Here is a 17,260-nt window from a genome sequence, read left to right as displayed (position 1 = left end):
AGGAGAAATCCGACATGCTGAACATCTTCTGTCCCCATTGTGGCGAGCTGCGCTCCGAAGAGGAATTCCACTCGGCTGGCCAGGCGCATATCCCGCGCCCGCTGGATCCGAATGCCTGCACCGATGCGGAGTGGGGCGACTACCTGTTCTTCCGCGACAACCCGCGCGGCATTCACCACGAGCTGTGGATTCACGCGGCCGGTTGCCGGCAGTACTTCAACGCCACGCGCGACACCATCAGCTACGAAATTTTCGAAACCTACAAGATTGGCGAAAAGCCGAGCGTGACGGCTAAGCCGACCAGTGCGAAGCAGCCCAGCCGCGCGGCAGGAGAAAAGGCATGAGTCAGATCAATCGCCTGAGCAAGGGTGGCCGGATCAACCGCAACCAACCCTTGACCTTCACCTTCAACGGTGAGAGCTATCAGGGCTTCCATGGCGACACCCTGGCCGCCGCGTTGCTGGCCAACGGCGTCGATATCGTCGGCCGCAGCTTCAAGTACTCGCGTCCGCGCGGCATCGTCGCCGCCGGCGCCGAAGAGCCGAACGCGGTGCTGCAGATAGGCGCCAGCGAAGCCACTCAGATCCCCAACGTGCGCGCCACCCAGCAGGCCCTGTACAGCGGCCTGGTGGCCAACAGCGTGAATGGCTGGCCGAGCGTCAACACTGACCTGATGGGCATTCTCGGCAAGGTCGGCGGCGGCATGATGCCGCCGGGCTTCTATTACAAGACCTTCATGTACCCGCAGAACCTCTGGCTGACCTACGAGAAGTACATCCGTAAGGCCGCCGGCCTCGGCCGCTCGCCGAAGGAAAACGACCCGGACAGCTACGACTACCTGAACCAGCACTGCGACGTGCTGGTCGTCGGTGGCGGTGCCGCCGGTCTGGCCGCCGCATTGGCCGCCGGCCGTAGCGGTGCACGGGTGATCCTGGCCGACGAGCAGGAAGAATTCGGTGGTCATCTGCTCGACAGCCGCGAAACTCTCGACGGCAAGCCGGCCGCCGACTGGGTGGCCAAGGCCATCGCCGAACTGCAGAAGATGCCGGAAGTGACCCTGCTGCCGCGCTCGACCGTGCACGGGTATCACGACCACAACTTCCTCACCATCCACGAGCGTCGCACCGACCACCTCGGTGATGCCGCGCCGATGGGCGAGGTGCGTCAGCGCCTGCACCGCGTGCGCGCCAAGCGCGTGGTCCTGGCCGCCGGCGCCCACGAACGTCCGCTGGTCTATGGCAACAACGACGTGCCCGGCAACATGCTGGCCGGCGCGGTGTCCACCTACGTGCGCCGTTACGGCGTGGCCCCCGGCAAGCAGCTGGTGCTGTCGACCACCAACGATTACGCCTACCGCGTAGCGCTGGACTGTCTGGAAGCCGGGATCAAGGTGGTCGCCATCGCCGATGCGCGCGCCAACCCCAGGGGTGCCTGGGTCGAGGAGGCACGGGCCAAGGGCCTGCGCGTCCTGACCGGCAGTGCGGTCATCGAAGTGCGTGGCAGCAAGCGCGTCAGCGCGGCGCGCGTCGCGGCCATCGACACGCAGGCACATAAAGTCACCAGTCCCGGCGAATGGCTGGACTGCGACCTGGTCGCCAGCTCCGGCGGTTACAGCCCGGTGGTGCACCTGGCCTCGCACCTGGGCGGCAAGCCGACCTGGCGCGAAGACATCCTCGGTTTCGTGCCGGGTGAGGGTTTCCAGGCACGCGTCTGCGCCGGTGCCATGAACGGCGTGTTCGCCCTCGGCGATGTGCTGGCCGACGGCTTCGAAGCCGGCGTCAAGGCCGCCACCGAGGCGGGCTTCAAGCCGGTCGCGGGCGAACTGCCGAAAGTCTTCGGCCATCACGAAGAGCCGGGCATTGCACTGTTCCAGGTGCCGCACGAAAAGCCGACCGCCCGGGCGCCGAAGCAATTCGTCGACCAGCAGAACGACGTCACCGCGGCCGGTATCGAACTGGCCACCCGCGAGGGCTTCGAGTCGGTCGAGCACGTCAAGCGCTACACCGCGCTGGGCTTCGGTACCGATCAGGGCAAGCTGGGCAACATCAACGGTCTGGCCATCGCCGCGCGTTCGCTGGGCATCAGCATCCCGCAGATGGGCACCACCATGTTCCGTCCGAACTACACCCCGGTGACCTTCGGCGCCGTGGCCGGCCGCAACTGCGGTGCGTTGTTCGACCCGGTGCGCTACACCGCCCTGCACAGCTGGCACCTGAAAAATGGCGCCGAATTCGAGGACGTCGGTCAGTGGAAGCGCCCCTGGTACTTCCCCAAGGCCGGTGAGGACATGCACGCCGCCGTCGGCCGCGAGTGCAAGGCGGTACGCGACAGCGTCGGCCTGCTCGATGCCTCGACCCTGGGCAAGATCGACATCCAGGGTCCGGATGCCCGCGAGTTCCTCAATCGCGTGTACACCAACGCCTGGACCAAGCTGGACGTGGGCAAGGCCCGTTACGGCCTGATGTGCAAGGAAGACGGCATGGTCTTCGACGACGGCGTGACGGCCTGTATGGCCGATAACCACTTCATCATGACCACCACCACCGGCGGCGCCGCGCGTGTCATGCAGTGGCTGGAAATCTACCACCAGACCGAGTGGCCGGATCTCAAGGTGTACTTCACCTCGGTCACCGACCACTGGGCGACCATGACCCTGTCCGGACCCAACAGCCGCAAGCTGCTGGCCGAGGTCACCGACATCGACCTGGACAAGGACGCCTTCCCGTTCATGACCTGGAAGGAAGGCGAGGTCGGCGGCGTGCCGGCGCGGGTATTCCGCATCTCCTTTACCGGTGAGCTGTCGTACGAAGTCAACGTGCAGGCCGACTACGCCATGGGCGTGCTGGAAAAGATCGTCGAGGCAGGCAAGAAGTACAACCTGACCCCGTATGGCACCGAAACCATGCACGTGCTGCGGGCCGAGAAGGGCTTCATCATCGTCGGTCAGGAGACCGATGGTTCGGTGACCCCGGACGACCTCAACATGGGCTGGTGTGTGGGTCGCACCAAGCCGTTCTCCTGGATCGGCTGGCGCGGGATGAACCGTGAAGACTGCCTCAAGGAGAACCGCAAGCAACTGGTCGGCCTCAAGCCGGTCAACAGCCGCGCGGTGCTGCCGGAAGGCGCGCAGCTGGTGTTCGACGCCAAACAGGCGATTCCGATGAGCATGGTCGGCCACGTGACCTCCAGCTACTTCAGTACCAGCATGGGTTACAGCTTTGCCCTGGCCCTGGTCAAAGGCGGCTTGAAGCGCATGGGCGAGAAGGTTTTCGCGCCGCTGGCAGATGGCACGGTGATCGAGGCCGAGATCGTCAGTTCGGTGTTCTTCGACCCGAAAGGCGAGCAGCAGAACGTCTGAGACCACGACCGCTCGCCAGGCCCCAGCAGGCTGGAGCCTGGCGAGCAACGAATTAGCGCTGACGTACCTACGACAGGCGGAACAACATGAGCACAGTAAACGTTTACAAACAGCGCCCCGATGCGGCGCGCGCCGAGTCCCCGCTGTTTCACGCCGGTTTGCATGAGCTGGTGGGCAAGGGCAAGAGCACCGCGGGCGTCGTCCTGCGCGAGAGAAAGCTGCTGGGTCACCTGACCCTGCGCGGCGATGGCCATGACGCGGCCTTTGCCGGCGCCGTACACAAGGCCACCGGCCTGGAACTGCCCGGCGCACTGGGCCTGGTGGTCAAGGGCGAAACCTCACTGCAATGGCTGGGCCCGGACGAGTGGCTGCTGATCGTGCCGAGCGGCGAAGAGTTCGCCGCCGAACAGAGCTTGCGCGAAGCGCTGGCCGGCCAGCACATCCAGGTGGTCAACGTCAGCGGTGGGCAGACGATTCTCGAGCTGACCGGGCCGAAAGTCCGCGAGCTGCTGATGAAGTCGTCGAGCTATGACGTGCATCCGCGCAACTTCCCGGTCGGCAAGGCGGTCGGCACTACCTTCGCCAAGACCCAGCTGGTGATTCGCCGCACCGGCGAAGAGACCTGGGAGCTATTGGTGCGCCGTAGTTTCTCCGACTACATCTGGCTGTGGCTGCAAGACGCCAGCGCCGAATTCGGCCTGGCAATCAAGGCCTGACATTACCCCGGCCCTAGCGCTGCACAGGAGATCGAAATGAGCCGCACCCCCGATACCTGGATCCTCACCGCCCACTGCCCGAGCGTGCTCGGTACCGTGGATGCGGTGACGCGCTTTCTGTTCGAGCAGAGCTGTTACGTCACCGAGCACCATTCGTTCGATGACCGCCTGTCTTCGCGCTTCTTCATTCGCGTCGAATTTCGCCAGCCGGAGGGCTTCGACGAGCAGGCCTTCCGCGCTGGCCTGGTCGAGCGTCTCGCCCCCTTTGGCATGCACACCGAGCTGACCCCGCCGGGCTATCGAGCCAAGGTGGTGCTGATGGTGAGCAAGGCCGATCACTGCCTGAACGACCTGCTCTATCGCCAGCGCATCGGCCACCTGGCCATGGACGTGGTGGCGGTGGTGTCCAACCATCCCGATCTGGAGCCGCTGGCACGCTGGCACGGGATTCCCTATCACCACTTTCCCCTCGACCCGAACGACAAGCCGGCGCAGGAGCGCAAGGTGATGCAGGTGATCGAGGACACCGGCGCCGAGCTGGTGGTACTCGCCCGCTACATGCAGGTGCTCTCGCCGGAACTGTGCCGCAAGCTGGATGGCTGGGCGATCAACATCCACCACTCGCTGCTACCCGGTTTCAAGGGCGCCAAGCCCTACCACCAGGCGTACCAGAAGGGCGTCAAGCTGGTCGGCGCCACCGCCCACTACATCAACAACGACCTCGACGAGGGGCCGATCGTCGCCCAGGGCGTGGAGTCGGTGGACCACGCCCACTACCCCGAAGACCTGGTTGCCAAGGGCCGCGACATCGAATGCCAGACCCTGGCCAAGGCCATCGGTTACCACCTCGAGCGGCGGGTGTTCCTCAACGCCAACCGCACCGTGGTGCTGCACGCTTAACCCGCTGAGGGCAGTCCCGCACTGCCCTATCGCGCCAGCAACACCTCGAAAAGCTCCAGTGCAAGGCCGCGTGGCCGTTGGCCGCGCCTTTGTATCCACAACAACAAAGGAGAACATCCAATGTCCGGTAATCGTGGCGTCGTCTACCTCGGCGCAGGCAAGGTCGAAGTACAAAAGATCGACTATCCAAAAATGCAGGATCCGCGCGGCAAGAAGATCGAGCACGCGGTCATCCTGAAAGTTGTCTCCACCAACATCTGCGGTTCCGACCAGCACATGGTGCGCGGCCGTACCACCGCACAAACCGGCCTGGTATTGGGCCACGAGATCACCGGCGAAGTAATCGAGAAAGGTCGTGACGTCGAGAACCTGCAGATCGGCGATCTGGTCTCGGTGCCGTTCAACGTGGCTTGCGGCCGCTGCCGTAGCTGCAAGGAACAACACACCGGCGTCTGCCTGTCGGTCAACCCGGCACGTCCCGGCGGCGCCTACGGTTACGTCGACATGGGCGACTGGACTGGTGGCCAGGCCGAATACGCCATGGTGCCTTACGCCGATTTCAACCTGCTCAAGCTGCCGGATCGCGACAAGGCGATGGAGAAGATCCGCGACCTGACCTGCCTGTCCGACATCCTGCCGACCGGCTACCACGGCGCGGTCACCGCCGGCGTCGGCCCGGGTAGCACGGTGTATATCGCCGGTGCCGGTCCGGTCGGCCTGGCCGCTGCCGCCTCCGCCCGCCTGCTCGGCGCCGCCGTGGTCATCGTCGGCGACGTCAACCCGGTGCGCCTGGTGCATGCCAAGGCCCAGGGCTTCGAGATCGCCGACCTGACCCTGGACACCCCGCTGCACGAACAGATCGCCGCCCTGCTCGGCGAGCCTGAAGTCGATTGCGCCATCGATGCGGTGGGCTTCGAAGCCCGCGGTCATGGCCACGAAGGGGTGCAGCACGAGGCTCCGGCCACCGTGCTCAACTCGTTGATGGGCGTGGTTCGCGTTGCCGGCAAGATCGGTATCCCCGGCCTGTACGTCACCGAAGATCCAGGCGCGGTCGATGCCGCGGCGAAGAAGGGTGCACTGAGCATTCGCTTCGGCCTTGGCTGGGCCAAGTCGCACAGCTTCCACACCGGTCAGACCCCGGTGATGAAGTACAACCGCCAGCTGATGCAGGCGATCATGTGGGACCGGATCAATATCGCCGACGTGGTCGGGGTGCAGGTCATCAGCCTGGACCAGGCGCCCAACGGCTACCACGAGTTCGACGCCGGCGTGCCGAAGAAATTCGTCATCGACCCGCACAAGCTGTTCAGCGCCGCTTAAGTCAAATGCCTAACCTGGGCCGCTCCCGCGTGTGGGCGGCGCCAGTCTTGCGGGAGCCTTTTGGCTCCCTTTTTTATGCCGTTGTGCCGGCCATCCGCCGGACAACCGCGCCGAGCCAGGCCAGCCACCTGCTCACCACCTCACCGCGTCCCGCCCAATGACCCCACCACCGACCGCTACCTGCCGCCCAGATGTTACCGCTGCCCGGCCGAGGTAACGAAAACGGGTAGTACGGCAACACAACCAGCAACAGAACAGCCACAGTCCTACGGCGTATATTTTTATGTGTTTGATATATATAGATATTTTAAAACTGGCACGAGCAATGCATTCTATTAGCGCACAAAAACAAGAATCCAAGAACAACGATACGTCTCGACACTGACACAACAAAAACAACAGTACAGGCGAGCCGCAAACAGATTTTTTTGGAGAGGATTGTTATTCGGGGTCAACCCCGTGACCAGGCCAATAACAATAAAACTACCTCAAGGTAGCTGATTGGTAGGTTGGATCACTTAGTGACGATGGCAGTACCAGGGTCCAAAAAAATACGTTTGCCTTGATCCCCGATGGGATCAAAACAACGATTTGGAACGATAAAAACAACAACAGATCGTTCAACAAAAAAAACAAAGCACGCAACGACACTTTGAAGGGGAGCTCCGGCTCCCCTTCGTGCTTTGTGCGATTCGTCTTTTCCTCGCCCCGAGCCTCCCTTGCCGGGCGCAGGCCCTCCTAGTACCGCGCAACTGCACAGACCGCCCTGCCATGCCGGTAGAGCTGGCTGGGCGCTACGCCGTCAGCGAGTCGTGCACATCGCCGAAGGCCTTGTCGCGGCAACGACGGCGACCACTGGGTGAGACAGAAGTTAGCGCCCGACCATGGACTCTCCGGCCCGGCCACGCCGCCTAGCGTTGCAGCACATGAATGCGCGAGAGCAGCTCGTCGCGATCCACATAGCAGCCCTGGAAGTGCCGGGCGCCGCTGGCCGGGTCGAACTCGCTGCGTGCATGCAGGGTCCGCCGATTGTCGAAACACCATAGCTGCCCGGCCTGCAGGCGGCGCTGCACGCGGAAGCGCGGCTCGCGAGTCATGGCGATAAAGCGCCGGTAGGCGCGATACAGCTCCGGCATGCGCTCGGCCGGGGCGTCGAAGGGCCCGCGCAGGAAGTTGGCCATGCGCACCTCGCTGACCAGGCCCTGGGCATCCAGGGCGATGATCGGCGCCAGGCAGCGGTAGTCGCTGGTGCGGCTCTTGTTGCGGAACTCCACCGGCGTTGTGCACAGGATATGGAACAGCTCGGGCGCCTCCTGGTGCAGCGCCTCGGCGATGGCGAAGCCATCGACGAAGATGCTCTCGCCGCCCTGGGCATCGTTGACCAGGCAATGCAGGAACTGCAGACCGGGCTGTAGCTCGCGGGTCGGCAGGTCGGTGTGCAGCGGCAGGTTGAAGGCGGTGTAGGCATTGCTGTCGGCATCGGCCTTGGACTGCACGTCGAACAGTACGCCGAAGTTGCTCTCGCGGATAAAGGAGATGCGCCGGGCGATCTGTTGCAGCGCCCCGGGGGTGGTCGGTACGCCAACGACTTGGCTGAGGCCGAGATCGCGCACCGCCAACAGCCACTGCAGCAGAGCGCCGTCGTCCTCGAGCAGCGCCAGGTAGTCGAACTGCGGCAGCTGCTCGGCCAACTCGGCCCCCCACAGCCGGGGTTGCGAACGCTGCGCGCGACGCTCCGCCCGCGAGGCCTCGTCGTAGGCATGGGCGCGTAGCCAGCCGGGATGGAAGCGGCTGCGGTGACCATCCTGCCAGTCGATCAGCAGATGGCCTTGCTCGTCGATACGGGTGCGCTGGGGATGCAGCTCTTGTGGCACGTCGACGACTTCCAGCAGCTGCTCGCGGGTCACACTGTAGACGCACTGGCTGCAGGCGCAGTTGTCACGCAGCCACTGGTGGTGGAACGGGCTGAGCCGACCGTCGCTCCACGTGATCTCCAGGCTGTCGCTGGTGGCACTAAGGCCGGCAAGGTCGGCGCTGATCGGGTAACTGCGCCAATCGGCGATTGGCGCAGCTTCGAGGGAAGGGTCTACAGCGTTCATAGCGATCTCCTGGCGGGATGCTTCAGATATTGTTGTTGTTCACGCTATTGGTTCCAGGCTCGACCGCGGATCTATGCCCTGGCCGGCGGCAAGCCAATCACCCGGCCTACGCACGCGGGGGACGGCAGGTCACGGTGAGCCTCGCCAAGCGCCAGCACCCGCGCCAGCACCTGCTCGTCGAACGGCGCTGAGCGGCCGCTGGCGCTGTCGATGTTCATCAGCATCTGCTCGCTCTCGGCCAAGGCGCTATCGGCTCCCGGCAGATACAGGCCGTGGTGGATGTGCAGGCGCTTGGAGTCGTGCGCCAGCAGCTGGGTGCGCACCTCCACCTCTGCACCCAGCTTGACCTCGGCCAGGTAGTTGAGATGGCACTCCAGGGTGTACAGGGTGTGGCCACAGCGCGCCCGACCGGCTTCGTCGAGACCGAGGTGATCCATCAGCGCATCGGTGGCATAGCTGAAGATCAGCAGGTAGAAGGCGTCGCGCAGATGGCCGTTGTAGTCGACCCACTCGGGCAGGATGGCGGTGCGGTAGGTGGTGAGCATGGTGGGGGTGATCCTCGGCGTTGTACGAAACCCGTAGGGCGGACTCAGGAGCGTAGCGAACAGTCCGCCAGCGAGCGGCGTACTGCTGCACAAACGGGCTGTTGTAGGAGCGGGCCATGCCCGAGCATTGGATTTTTCGCGGGCATGCAACTAGGCGTTCCCCCCGCTCCTACGGATTCTGTGTTTATTCGGCGAAGTCGAAACCGTGCTTGGCCTTGGTGGCCTTGATCGCCTCCATCACCGCCAGCAGGCAGTCATCACGATAACGCTCCAGCTCGGCGATACTGCGCTCACCTTGTTGCTCAGTAGTGCCTTCCACCACGCTGTCGATCAGGCCGTCTGTCAGCTCCGGCGCTTCCAGGTAGGTCCAGGGCAGTTTCAGCGCCGGGCCGAACTGGGCCATGAAGTGACGCATGCCGGCATCGCCGCCTGCCAGGGTGTAGGTCAGGAAACTGCCCATGAACGACCAGCGCAGGCCGGCCCCGAAGCGGATCGCATCGTCAATCTCACCAGTAGTGGCCACTCCATCATTGACCAGGTGCAGCGACTCGCGCCACAGCGCCTCGAGCAGACGGTCGGCAATAAAACCCGGCACTTCCTTGCGCACGTGCAGCGGGCGCATGCCCAGCGCGGTATACACCTGAATGGCGGCCTGCACCGCTTCGGGGGCAGTCTGCTGGCCGCCGACCACTTCCACCAGCGGCAGCAGGTACACCGGGTTGAACGGGTGACCGACCACACAGCGCTCGGGGTGCACGGCGTCGGCGTAGAATTCGCTGGGCAGCAGGCCCGAGGTGCTCGAACCGATCAGCACGTTGGGACGCGCTGCGGCGCTGATCTTGGCATGCAGGTCGAGCTTCAGCTCCAGACGCTCGGGAGCGCTTTCCTGGATGAAATCGGCGTTCTTCACACACTCTTCGATGCTGTCGACGAAGCGCAGGCGCTCGGGCGACGCGCCGGGCGCGAGGCCCTGCTGCTTGAGCGCCGGCCAGGCGTTGGCGATGCGTATGCGCAGTGCCGCTTCGGCGCCGGGCGCTGGGTCCCAGGCCACGACGTCGAGGCCATGGGCCAGGGCGCGGGCGATCCAGCCGGCGCCAATCACGCCGGTGCCGAGGGCGGCGAAGGTTTTCAGTTCGGTGACAAAGGCCATGATGGCTCCTGCTTCGGTAGCCCGGCTGCTATCCGGGCTGGTCATTCGATCTGTCCCAGATCGCATCCGGGATACAGAGCTGTATGGAGCGGCTCAGCCGCGTGGTTTGAGCTTCATCTTGGCGCGGCCTTCGGCTGGGGTCAGAACCCTGCCGCCGAGGCGCTGGATGATTTCGACGACGCGTTCGACCAGGCTGCCGTTGGTGGCCGGTACGCCTTTGTCCAGCCAGATGTTGTCTTCCAGGCCGACCCGCACGTGACCACCGAGCAGCATGGCTTGGGCGGCCATCGGCATCTGCAGGCGACCGATGCCGAAGCCGGCCCAGGTGGCGCCCGCCGGTAGGTTGTCGGCCATGGCCTTCATGGTGGTGGTGTCGGCTGGAGCGCCCCATGGGATGCCCAGGCAGATCTGGAAGATCGGATCGTCCAGCAGGCCTTCCTTCATCATTTGCTTGGCGAACCACAGGTGACCGGTGTCGAAGATTTCCAGCTCGGCCTTGACCCCAAGCTCGGTGATGCGCTTGGCACCGGCACGCAGTTGCGCCGGGGTGGCGACGTAGATGTAGTCACCGTCACCGAAATTCAGGGTGCCGCAGTCCAGCGTGCAGATCTCCGGGCGCAGCTCCTCGATATGCGCCAGGCGGGTCAGCGGGCCGACCAGGTCGGAGCCGGCGCCAAACTCCATGGGCTGCTCGCCCGGACCGATCTCCAGATCACCGCCCATGCCGGCGGTAAGGTTGATGATCACATCGGTGTCGCTTTCGCGGATGCGCTCGACCACCTCGCGGTACAGCGCCAGGTCACGACTGCCCTTGCCGGTCTTGGGGTCGCGTACATGGCAGTGGGCGACGGTTGCACCGGCCTTGGCGGCTTCGATGGCGGCGTCGGCGATTTGCTTGGGGGTGACCGGAATGGCCGGATGGCGGCCAACGGTGTCGCCGGCGCCGGTGACTGCACAGGTGACAATGACTTCGTAGTTCATGGAGTTTCCATCCTTATTCGAGGCGAATGGGTACCGGGCGCCCAAGAGGGCGCGCGACACGGCGATTGATCAGGGAATGGGTGGGGCGAGCCTGTCTTACTTGAGTGCGGCCTGCACGGCGGCGGCGCCATCCTTGCCATCGAAGGTGGTCACCCCGGCCAGGAACTTGCTCAGTTCTTCCGGGTTTTCCTTCAGCCACTTGCGCGCGACGTCCTTGGCCTCTTCACGGTCCATGATCGGCGCCATCAACTGGCTCTCCTGGGCGGCGGTGAAGCGCAGGTTGTTGAGCAGGCGATCGACGTTGGGGCAGCGCTGGGCATAGTCCGGGGCGGTGACGGTCCAGACGGTGGCCAGGCCTTCATCGGCACCGAATACGCCCTCACTGCCCGTCAGGTAGGTAACGTCCATCTTGATGTTCATCGGGTGCGGTTTCCAGCCGAAGAACACCACCGGCTTCTTGCTCCGCGCCGCACGGCTGACCGCGGCGAGCATGGCCGACTCGCTCGACTCGATCAGCTCGAAGCCACCGAGGCCGAACTGGTTGCTGTCGATCATCTTCTTGATCGTGGTGTTGGCTCCGGTACCCGGATCGATGCCATAGATCTTGCCGTCCAGTTGATCCCTGAATTTAGCGATATCGGCGTAGGTCTTCAGGCCCGCCTCGGCGGTATAGCTGGGCACCGCCAGGCTGGAGATGCCATCGGAGAGACCCGGTTCACCGAGCACCCTGACCGTCTTCTTGGCGAGGAACGGCTCGATGTTGTCATCCATCAGCGGCTTCCAATAACCCAGGAAGAAGTCGAGCTGGTCACGCTGGATGCCGGAAAAGACAATCTGCTGTGAGGCTTGGGTCTGGGTGGTCGCATAGCCCAGGCCTTCAAGCAGGGTACTGGCCACGGCGGTAGTGGCGACCACGTCGGTCCAGCCAACCATGCCGATGCGTGCCTTCTGGCAACTGGCCTGTTCGGCGGCCAATAGCGACGAACTGAACAGGCCGAGCAAACAGCAACCGGCGATTACCTTGAAACTTTTCATCAATGCGCCCTCGTATGGCGTTAGGGTTTTACTTGTAGTTTTCCCGGAGCTCTGACGCCCCGTCCCGTACTCAGGCCTGAGTGCGCCCGATGGGGTCACATTACCCAGCACTAGGGGGTAAAAAACGCACCAAAGCGACCAACTGTTGAACTGCAACGACCTTCTTGCTTGCACTGTGCAGGTGCCTGCCGTTTAGTAACCACCTGTCTTTGCGAAACCCAGCCATGCCCCAGACCTTGTGCTTTCTCCTGCTGCCCGGCTTTTCCATGATGGGCCTGATGTCGGCCATCGAGCCCTTGCGCGTGGCCAATCGCTTTCGCGGCGAGCTCTATCGCTGGCGTCTGCTCAGCCTGGACGGCAACGCGGTGCAAAGCAGCAACGGCATGTCGCTCAACGTCGACACCGCCCTGGAGCTGCCGGCGGCTGGCGACAGCCTGTTCGTGGTCGCCGGTTTCGAGCCGCTGGCCCACTTCGACCACCGCCTTGCGCAGTGGCTGCACCGCGCCGAGCGCGAAGGCGCGACGCTCGGCGGCATCGACACCGGCAGCTTCGTCCTGGCCGAGGCCGGCTTGTTCGCCGGCCAGCGCCTGACCCTGCACTGGGAAGCCATCGAGGCCTTTCAGGAGCGTTACCCGCGCCTGGCGGTGACCCAGGAACTGTTCGAAATCGACGGACGGCGCATCACCAGCGCCGGCGGCACCGCCAGCCTCGACCTGATGCTGACCCTGATCGGCCGTGACCACGGTGAAGAGCTGGCGCTGGCGGTCTCCGAGCAGTTCGTGCTCGGGCGCATCCGCTCGCGCCAGGATCATCAGCGCATGCAGATCGCCAGCCGCTACGACGTGCACAACAAGAAGCTGGTGCAGGTCATCGGCGAAATGCAGCGCCACAGCGAACAGCCGCTCAGCTCCCAGCAACTCGCCGACCTGATCAAGGTCACCCCGCGCCAGCTGGAACGCCTGTTCCGCCAGCACCTGAACGAGACCCCGTCCAATTTCTACCTGAGCCTGCGCCTGGACAAGGCCCGCCAACTGCTGCGCCAGACCGACCTGAGCGTTCTGGAAGTCGGCCTGGCCAGCGGCTTCGAATCCTCCTCGTATTTCTCCCGCTGCTACCGCGCCCGCTTCGCCACCTGCCCCAGCCAGGATCGTCACGAGCATCCGGCTGCCTCACTGTCGTAGGGGGGCTGAAGCCCGCGCGATAAAAGCAGCCTGGCCGACGGCTTATCCGTTCGCGACCTGCTATTGACGCTTTCGGCAATACCCCAGTCGTTTTTGCACCGGGTCACCCCGCGCCCCAGGGATATGCTCCCCACAAAGCGCCAACACCGGGTTTGGCGACAGCAGACAAAGGGGACAGCCGAATGAGCCCAGCAGAAGTGCACGCCGACAGCATCGTTATCGATGGCCTGATCATCGCCAAGTGGAACCGCGAATTGTTTGAAGACATGAGCAAGGGCGGCCTGACCGCGGCCAATTGCACGGTCTCGGTCTGGGAAGGTTTCCAGGCCACGGTCAACAATATTGTCGCCAGCCAGAAGCTGATCCGTGACAACAGCGACCTGGTGATCCCGGTGCGCACCACCGCCGACATCCACGCGGCCAAGGCCCAGGGCAAGACCGGCATCCTCTTCGGCTTCCAGAATGCCCATGCGTTCGAAGACCAGATCGGCTACGTCGAGGTGTTCAAGCAGCTCGGCGTGGGCATCGTGCAGATGTGCTACAACACCCAGAATCTGGTCGGCACCGGCTGCTACGAGCGTGACGGCGGCCTGTCCGGCTTCGGCCGCGAGATCGTCGCCGAGATGAACCGGGTCGGCATCATGTGCGACCTGTCCCACGTCGGCAGCAAGACATCCGAGGAAGTCATCCTCGAATCGAAGAAAGCCGTGTGCTACTCGCATTGCCTGCCGTCCGGCCTGAAAGAACACCCACGCAACAAGTCCGACGAAGAACTGAAGTTCATCGCCGACCACGGCGGCTTCGTCGGCGTGACCATGTTCGCCCCCTTCCTGGCCAAAGGCATCGACTCGACCATCGACGACTACGCCGAAGCCATCGAGTACACCATGAACATTGTTGGCGAAGACGCCATCGGCATCGGCACCGACTTCACCCAGGGCCATGGCCAGGACTTCTTCGAATACCTGACCCACGACAAGGGCTACGCCCGCCGCCTGACCAGTTTCGGCAAGATCGTCAACCCGCTGGGCATCCGCACCGTCGGCGAGTTCCCCAACCTCACCGAAACCTTGCTCAAGCGCGGCCATTCCGAGCGCGTGGTGCGCAAGATAATGGGCGAGAACTGGGTACGCGTGCTCAAGGACGTCTGGGGCGAATGATGAATACCTGCGGAGCCTGCTGCGCACGGCGCTAGCGGCTCCACAGGCATTCACCACACTTTTTTAATTGAGCAGAGCGCAAGGCGCCCCGCCAAAAACCACCGAATTCTGGAGTTTGCCCACATGGCCACCCACGCCCCCGAAATGCCCATCGCAGTCGACAACGAAACCGGCGTCTGGACCACCGACGCCCTGCCGATGCTCTACGTACCGCGGCATTTCTTCGTCAACAACCACATCGGCATCGAGGAAGTGCTGGGCGCCGACGCCTATGCCGAGATCCTCTACAAGGCCGGCTACAAGTCCGCCTGGCACTGGTGCGAGAAAGAAGCCGAGTGCCACGGCCTGGTCGGCGTCGAGGTGTTCGAGCATTACATGAAGCGCCTGTCGCAACGCGGCTGGGGCCTGTTCAAGACCCTGTCGATCGACCTCGACAAGGGCACCTGCGAGGTGCGCCTGGATCACTCCGCCTTCGTCTACGTCTACGGCAAGTGCGGACGCGCGGTGGACTACATGTTCACCGGCTGGTTCGCCGGCGCCATGGATCAGATTCTGGCCGCCCAGGGTAGCCCCATCCGCACAGTGGCCGAACAGGTCTACGGTGCTTCGCAAGAAGGCCACGACCACGGCCTGTTCATCGTCAAGCCGTTGTAAGCGGAGCGTATCGCCATGGCCTTTGAAGCAATGTTCCAGCCGATCCAGATCGGTAAACTGACCATCCGTAACCGTATCGTGTCCACCGCGCACGCTGAGGTCATGGCCACCGACGGCGGCATGACCACCGAGCGTTACGTCAAGTACTACGAAGAGAAGGCCAAGGGCGGCGTCGGCCTGGCCATCTGCGGCGGCTCCTCGGTGGTCTCCATCGACAGTCCCCATGGCTGGTGGAGCTCGGTGAACCTGTCCACCGACCGGATCATCCCGCACTTCCAGAACCTGGCCGACGCCATGCACAAGCATGGCGCCAAGATCATGATCCAGATTACCCACATGGGTCGTCGCTCGCGCTGGGATGGTTTCGACTGGCCGACCCTGATGTCGCCGTCCGGCATCCGCGAACCGGTACACCGCGCCACTTGCAAGACCATCGAGCCGGAAGAGATGTGGCGCATCATCGGTGACTTCGCCAAGGCGGCGGCCCGGGCCAAAGCCGGCGGCCTGGACGGCGTCGAGCTGTCGGCCGTGCACCAGCACATGATCGACCAGTTCTGGTCGCCACGGGTCAACAAGCGTACCGATGAATGGGGCGGCACCTTCGAGGGCCGGATGAAATTCGGCCTGGAAGTGCTCAAGGCCGTGCGCAAGGAAGTCGGTGACGACTTCTGCGTGGGCCTGCGTATCTCCGGCGACGAGTTCCATCCGGACGGCTTGTCCCACGAGGACATGAAGCAGATCGCCAAGTACTACGACGACACCGGCTTGCTCGACTTCATCGGTGTGGTCGGTTCTGGCGCCGATACCCACAACACCCTGGCCAACGTCATCCCCAACATGAGCTACCCGCCGGAGCCGTTCCTCCATCTGGCGGCCGGCATCAAGGAAGTGGTCAAGGTCCCGGTGCTGCACGCGCAGAACATCAAGGACCCGAACCAGGCCACCCGTATTCTCGAGGGCGGCTACGTCGACATGGTCGGCATGACCCGCGCGTTCATCGCCGACCCGCACCTGATCGCCAAGGTCAAGATGGGCCAGGTCGACCAGATCAAGCAGTGCGTCGGCGCCAACTACTGCATCGACCGCCAGTACCAGGGCCTGGACGTGCTGTGCATCCAGAACGCCGCGACCTCGCGCGAATACATGGGGCTGCCGCACATCATCGAGAAGACCAGCGGCGTCAAGCGCAAGGTGGTGGTGGTCGGCGGTGGTCCTGCCGGGATGGAAGCGGCGCGCGTCGCAGCCGAACGTGGCCACGATGTCACCCTGTTCGAGAAGAAGGATCAGCTTGGCGGGCAGATCACCACGGCCTCCAAGGCGCCACAACGTGACCAGATCGCCGGCATCACCCGCTGGTTCCAGTTGGAACTGGCGCGACTGAAAATCGACCTGCGCCTGAGCACCGGCGCGGACGTGGCCGCCATCCAGGACTTGCGCCCGGACATCATCGTGCTGGCTAACGGCGGTCATCCGTTCCTCGAACAGAACGAGCACTGGGGCGCGGCCGAAGGCCTGGTGGTGAGCAGCTGGGACGTGCTCGACGGCAAGGTCGCACCGGGCAAGAACGTACTGGTGTACGACACCATCTGTGAGTTCACCGGCATGTCGGTCGCAGACTTCATCGCCGACAAGGGCAGTCAGGTCGAGATCGTCACCGACGACATCAAGCCGGGTGTCGGCATGGGCGGCACCTCGTTCCCGACGGCCTACCGCAGCATGTACCCGAAGGGCGTGATCATGACCAGCGACATGATGCTGGAAAAGGTCTATCGCGAGGGCGACAAACTGGTGGCGTTGCTGGAGAACGAATACACCGGCGCCCAGGAAGAACGCGTGGTCGACCAGGTGGTGGTGGAGAACGGCGTACGGCCCGACGAGACCCTCTACTACGCTCTCAAGGAAGGTTCGCGTAACAAGGGTCAGATCGACGTCGAAGCGCTGTTCGCGATCAAGCCGCAGCCTTGTCTGTCCGAGACTGGCGATGGCTACCTGCTGTTCCGCATCGGCGACTGCGTGGCCCAGCGCAACACCCACGCGGCGATCTACGACGCGCTGCGGCTGTGCAAGGACTTCTAACGCAGCTGGACCTGGGGTGACTTAACCGCGCAGCGGTGCCACCCCGGGTTCACCAGACCGGTCAAGGTAGCGCCTGACGCATCGA

14 protein-coding genes are annotated in these 17,260 nt (G+C 63.8%); 9 read left to right on the top strand and 5 right to left on the bottom strand.

Annotated features, from left to right (window positions below; translation table 11 throughout):
* Positions 1 to 14 precede the first annotated feature (14 nt).
* The 5 genes from LJY18_RS07055 to fdhA all read left to right on the top strand — a co-directional run bounded on the left by LJY18_RS07055 (position 15) and on the right by fdhA (position 6,294).
* Positions 15 to 344: a sarcosine oxidase subunit delta gene (locus tag LJY18_RS07055; RefSeq protein ID WP_238041066.1), complete on the top strand. Its 330-nt coding sequence runs from the start codon at positions 15 to 17 to the stop codon at positions 342 to 344.
* Positions 341 to 3,358, top strand: coding sequence for a sarcosine oxidase subunit alpha (locus LJY18_RS07050; protein ID WP_238041065.1), 3,018 nt, complete (start codon positions 341 to 343; stop codon positions 3,356 to 3,358). Before LJY18_RS07055 ends, LJY18_RS07050 begins: the two co-directional genes overlap by 4 nt.
* An 86-nt stretch (positions 3,359 to 3,444) precedes the next feature.
* Positions 3,445 to 4,074: a sarcosine oxidase subunit gamma gene (locus tag LJY18_RS07045; protein ID WP_238041064.1), complete on the top strand. Its 630-nt coding sequence runs from the start codon at positions 3,445 to 3,447 to the stop codon at positions 4,072 to 4,074.
* 36 nt (positions 4,075 to 4,110) lie between these two features.
* Positions 4,111 to 4,974, top strand: a complete 864-nt coding sequence (gene purU, locus LJY18_RS07040; protein WP_238041063.1) for a formyltetrahydrofolate deformylase — start codon at positions 4,111 to 4,113, stop codon at positions 4,972 to 4,974.
* A gap of 120 nt (positions 4,975 to 5,094) precedes the next feature.
* Positions 5,095 to 6,294: a formaldehyde dehydrogenase, glutathione-independent gene (gene fdhA / locus LJY18_RS07035; protein WP_238041062.1), complete on the top strand. Its 1,200-nt coding sequence runs from the start codon at positions 5,095 to 5,097 to the stop codon at positions 6,292 to 6,294.
* A gap of 911 nt (positions 6,295 to 7,205) precedes the next feature.
* Here fdhA and LJY18_RS07030 read toward each other — a convergent pair.
* From LJY18_RS07030 to choX, 5 genes are all read right to left on the bottom strand, one after another.
* Positions 7,206 to 8,393, bottom strand: coding sequence for a gamma-butyrobetaine dioxygenase (locus LJY18_RS07030; protein ID WP_238041061.1), 1,188 nt, complete (start codon positions 8,391 to 8,393; stop codon positions 7,206 to 7,208).
* Positions 8,394 to 8,464: 71 nt separating this feature from the next.
* Complete coding sequence (locus tag LJY18_RS07025; RefSeq protein ID WP_238041060.1) at positions 8,465 to 8,938, bottom strand: thioesterase family protein; 474 nt, start codon at positions 8,936 to 8,938, stop codon at positions 8,465 to 8,467.
* Between the two features lie 184 nt (positions 8,939 to 9,122).
* Positions 9,123 to 10,088: an L-carnitine dehydrogenase gene (locus tag LJY18_RS07020; protein ID WP_238041059.1), complete on the bottom strand. Its 966-nt coding sequence runs from the start codon at positions 10,086 to 10,088 to the stop codon at positions 9,123 to 9,125.
* A 93-nt stretch (positions 10,089 to 10,181) separates the two neighbouring features.
* Positions 10,182 to 11,069 (bottom strand): 3-keto-5-aminohexanoate cleavage protein, encoded by an 888-nt coding sequence (locus LJY18_RS07015; RefSeq protein ID WP_238041058.1) that lies wholly within the window; start codon positions 11,067 to 11,069, stop codon positions 10,182 to 10,184.
* 96 nt (positions 11,070 to 11,165) lie between these two features.
* A complete protein-coding gene (gene choX / locus LJY18_RS07010; protein WP_238041057.1) occupies positions 11,166 to 12,104 on the bottom strand; it encodes a choline ABC transporter substrate-binding protein in 939 nt (312 codons plus the stop codon).
* A 224-nt stretch (positions 12,105 to 12,328) separates the two neighbouring features.
* On the opposite strand from choX, the gene LJY18_RS07005 reads away from it, so the two are divergent.
* From LJY18_RS07005 to dgcA, 4 genes are all read left to right on the top strand, one after another.
* Positions 12,329 to 13,285: a GlxA family transcriptional regulator gene (locus LJY18_RS07005; RefSeq protein WP_238041056.1), complete on the top strand. Its 957-nt coding sequence runs from the start codon at positions 12,329 to 12,331 to the stop codon at positions 13,283 to 13,285.
* A 182-nt stretch (positions 13,286 to 13,467) separates the two neighbouring features.
* Positions 13,468 to 14,445, top strand: coding sequence for a dipeptidase (locus LJY18_RS07000; RefSeq protein ID WP_238041055.1), 978 nt, complete (start codon positions 13,468 to 13,470; stop codon positions 14,443 to 14,445).
* A gap of 123 nt (positions 14,446 to 14,568) precedes the next feature.
* Positions 14,569 to 15,099, top strand: a complete 531-nt coding sequence (locus LJY18_RS06995) for a 4-vinyl reductase (RefSeq protein ID WP_238041054.1) — start codon at positions 14,569 to 14,571, stop codon at positions 15,097 to 15,099.
* Between the two features lie 15 nt (positions 15,100 to 15,114).
* On the top strand, positions 15,115 to 17,175 hold the full coding sequence (gene dgcA, locus LJY18_RS06990) for a dimethylglycine demethylation protein DgcA (protein ID WP_238041053.1): 2,061 nt from the start codon (positions 15,115 to 15,117) through the stop codon (positions 17,173 to 17,175).
* Positions 17,176 to 17,260: the final 85 nt, after the last annotated feature.

The sequence above is a fragment of the Pseudomonas sp. MMS21 TM103 genome (genome assembly GCF_022132145.1).
Classification (GTDB): domain Bacteria; phylum Pseudomonadota; class Gammaproteobacteria; order Pseudomonadales; family Pseudomonadaceae; genus Aquipseudomonas.
Note: the sequence above shows the minus strand (reverse complement) of the source record. Positions and strands in the feature narration are given on the sequence as shown.

Excerpts from the sequence above, each read along its gene's own strand:
- LJY18_RS07055 (WP_238041066.1), top strand. The coding sequence starts at position 15 with ATGCTGAACATCTTCTGTCCCCATTGTGGCGAGCTGCGCTCCGAAGAG.
- LJY18_RS07050 (WP_238041065.1), top strand. The coding sequence starts at position 341 with ATGAGTCAGATCAATCGCCTGAGCAAGGGTGGCCGGATCAACCGCAAC.
- LJY18_RS07045 (WP_238041064.1), top strand. The coding sequence starts at position 3,445 with ATGAGCACAGTAAACGTTTACAAACAGCGCCCCGATGCGGCGCGCGCC.
- purU (WP_238041063.1), top strand. The coding sequence starts at position 4,111 with ATGAGCCGCACCCCCGATACCTGGATCCTCACCGCCCACTGCCCGAGC.
- fdhA (WP_238041062.1), top strand. The coding sequence starts at position 5,095 with ATGTCCGGTAATCGTGGCGTCGTCTACCTCGGCGCAGGCAAGGTCGAA.
- LJY18_RS07030 (WP_238041061.1), bottom strand. The coding sequence starts at position 8,393 with ATGAACGCTGTAGACCCTTCCCTCGAAGCTGCGCCAATCGCCGATTGG.
- LJY18_RS07025 (WP_238041060.1), bottom strand. The coding sequence starts at position 8,938 with ATGCTCACCACCTACCGCACCGCCATCCTGCCCGAGTGGGTCGACTAC.
- LJY18_RS07020 (WP_238041059.1), bottom strand. The coding sequence starts at position 10,088 with ATGGCCTTTGTCACCGAACTGAAAACCTTCGCCGCCCTCGGCACCGGC.
- LJY18_RS07015 (WP_238041058.1), bottom strand. The coding sequence starts at position 11,069 with ATGAACTACGAAGTCATTGTCACCTGTGCAGTCACCGGCGCCGGCGAC.
- choX (WP_238041057.1), bottom strand. The coding sequence starts at position 12,104 with ATGAAAAGTTTCAAGGTAATCGCCGGTTGCTGTTTGCTCGGCCTGTTC.
- LJY18_RS07005 (WP_238041056.1), top strand. The coding sequence starts at position 12,329 with ATGCCCCAGACCTTGTGCTTTCTCCTGCTGCCCGGCTTTTCCATGATG.
- LJY18_RS07000 (WP_238041055.1), top strand. The coding sequence starts at position 13,468 with ATGAGCCCAGCAGAAGTGCACGCCGACAGCATCGTTATCGATGGCCTG.
- LJY18_RS06995 (WP_238041054.1), top strand. The coding sequence starts at position 14,569 with ATGGCCACCCACGCCCCCGAAATGCCCATCGCAGTCGACAACGAAACC.
- dgcA (WP_238041053.1), top strand. The coding sequence starts at position 15,115 with ATGGCCTTTGAAGCAATGTTCCAGCCGATCCAGATCGGTAAACTGACC.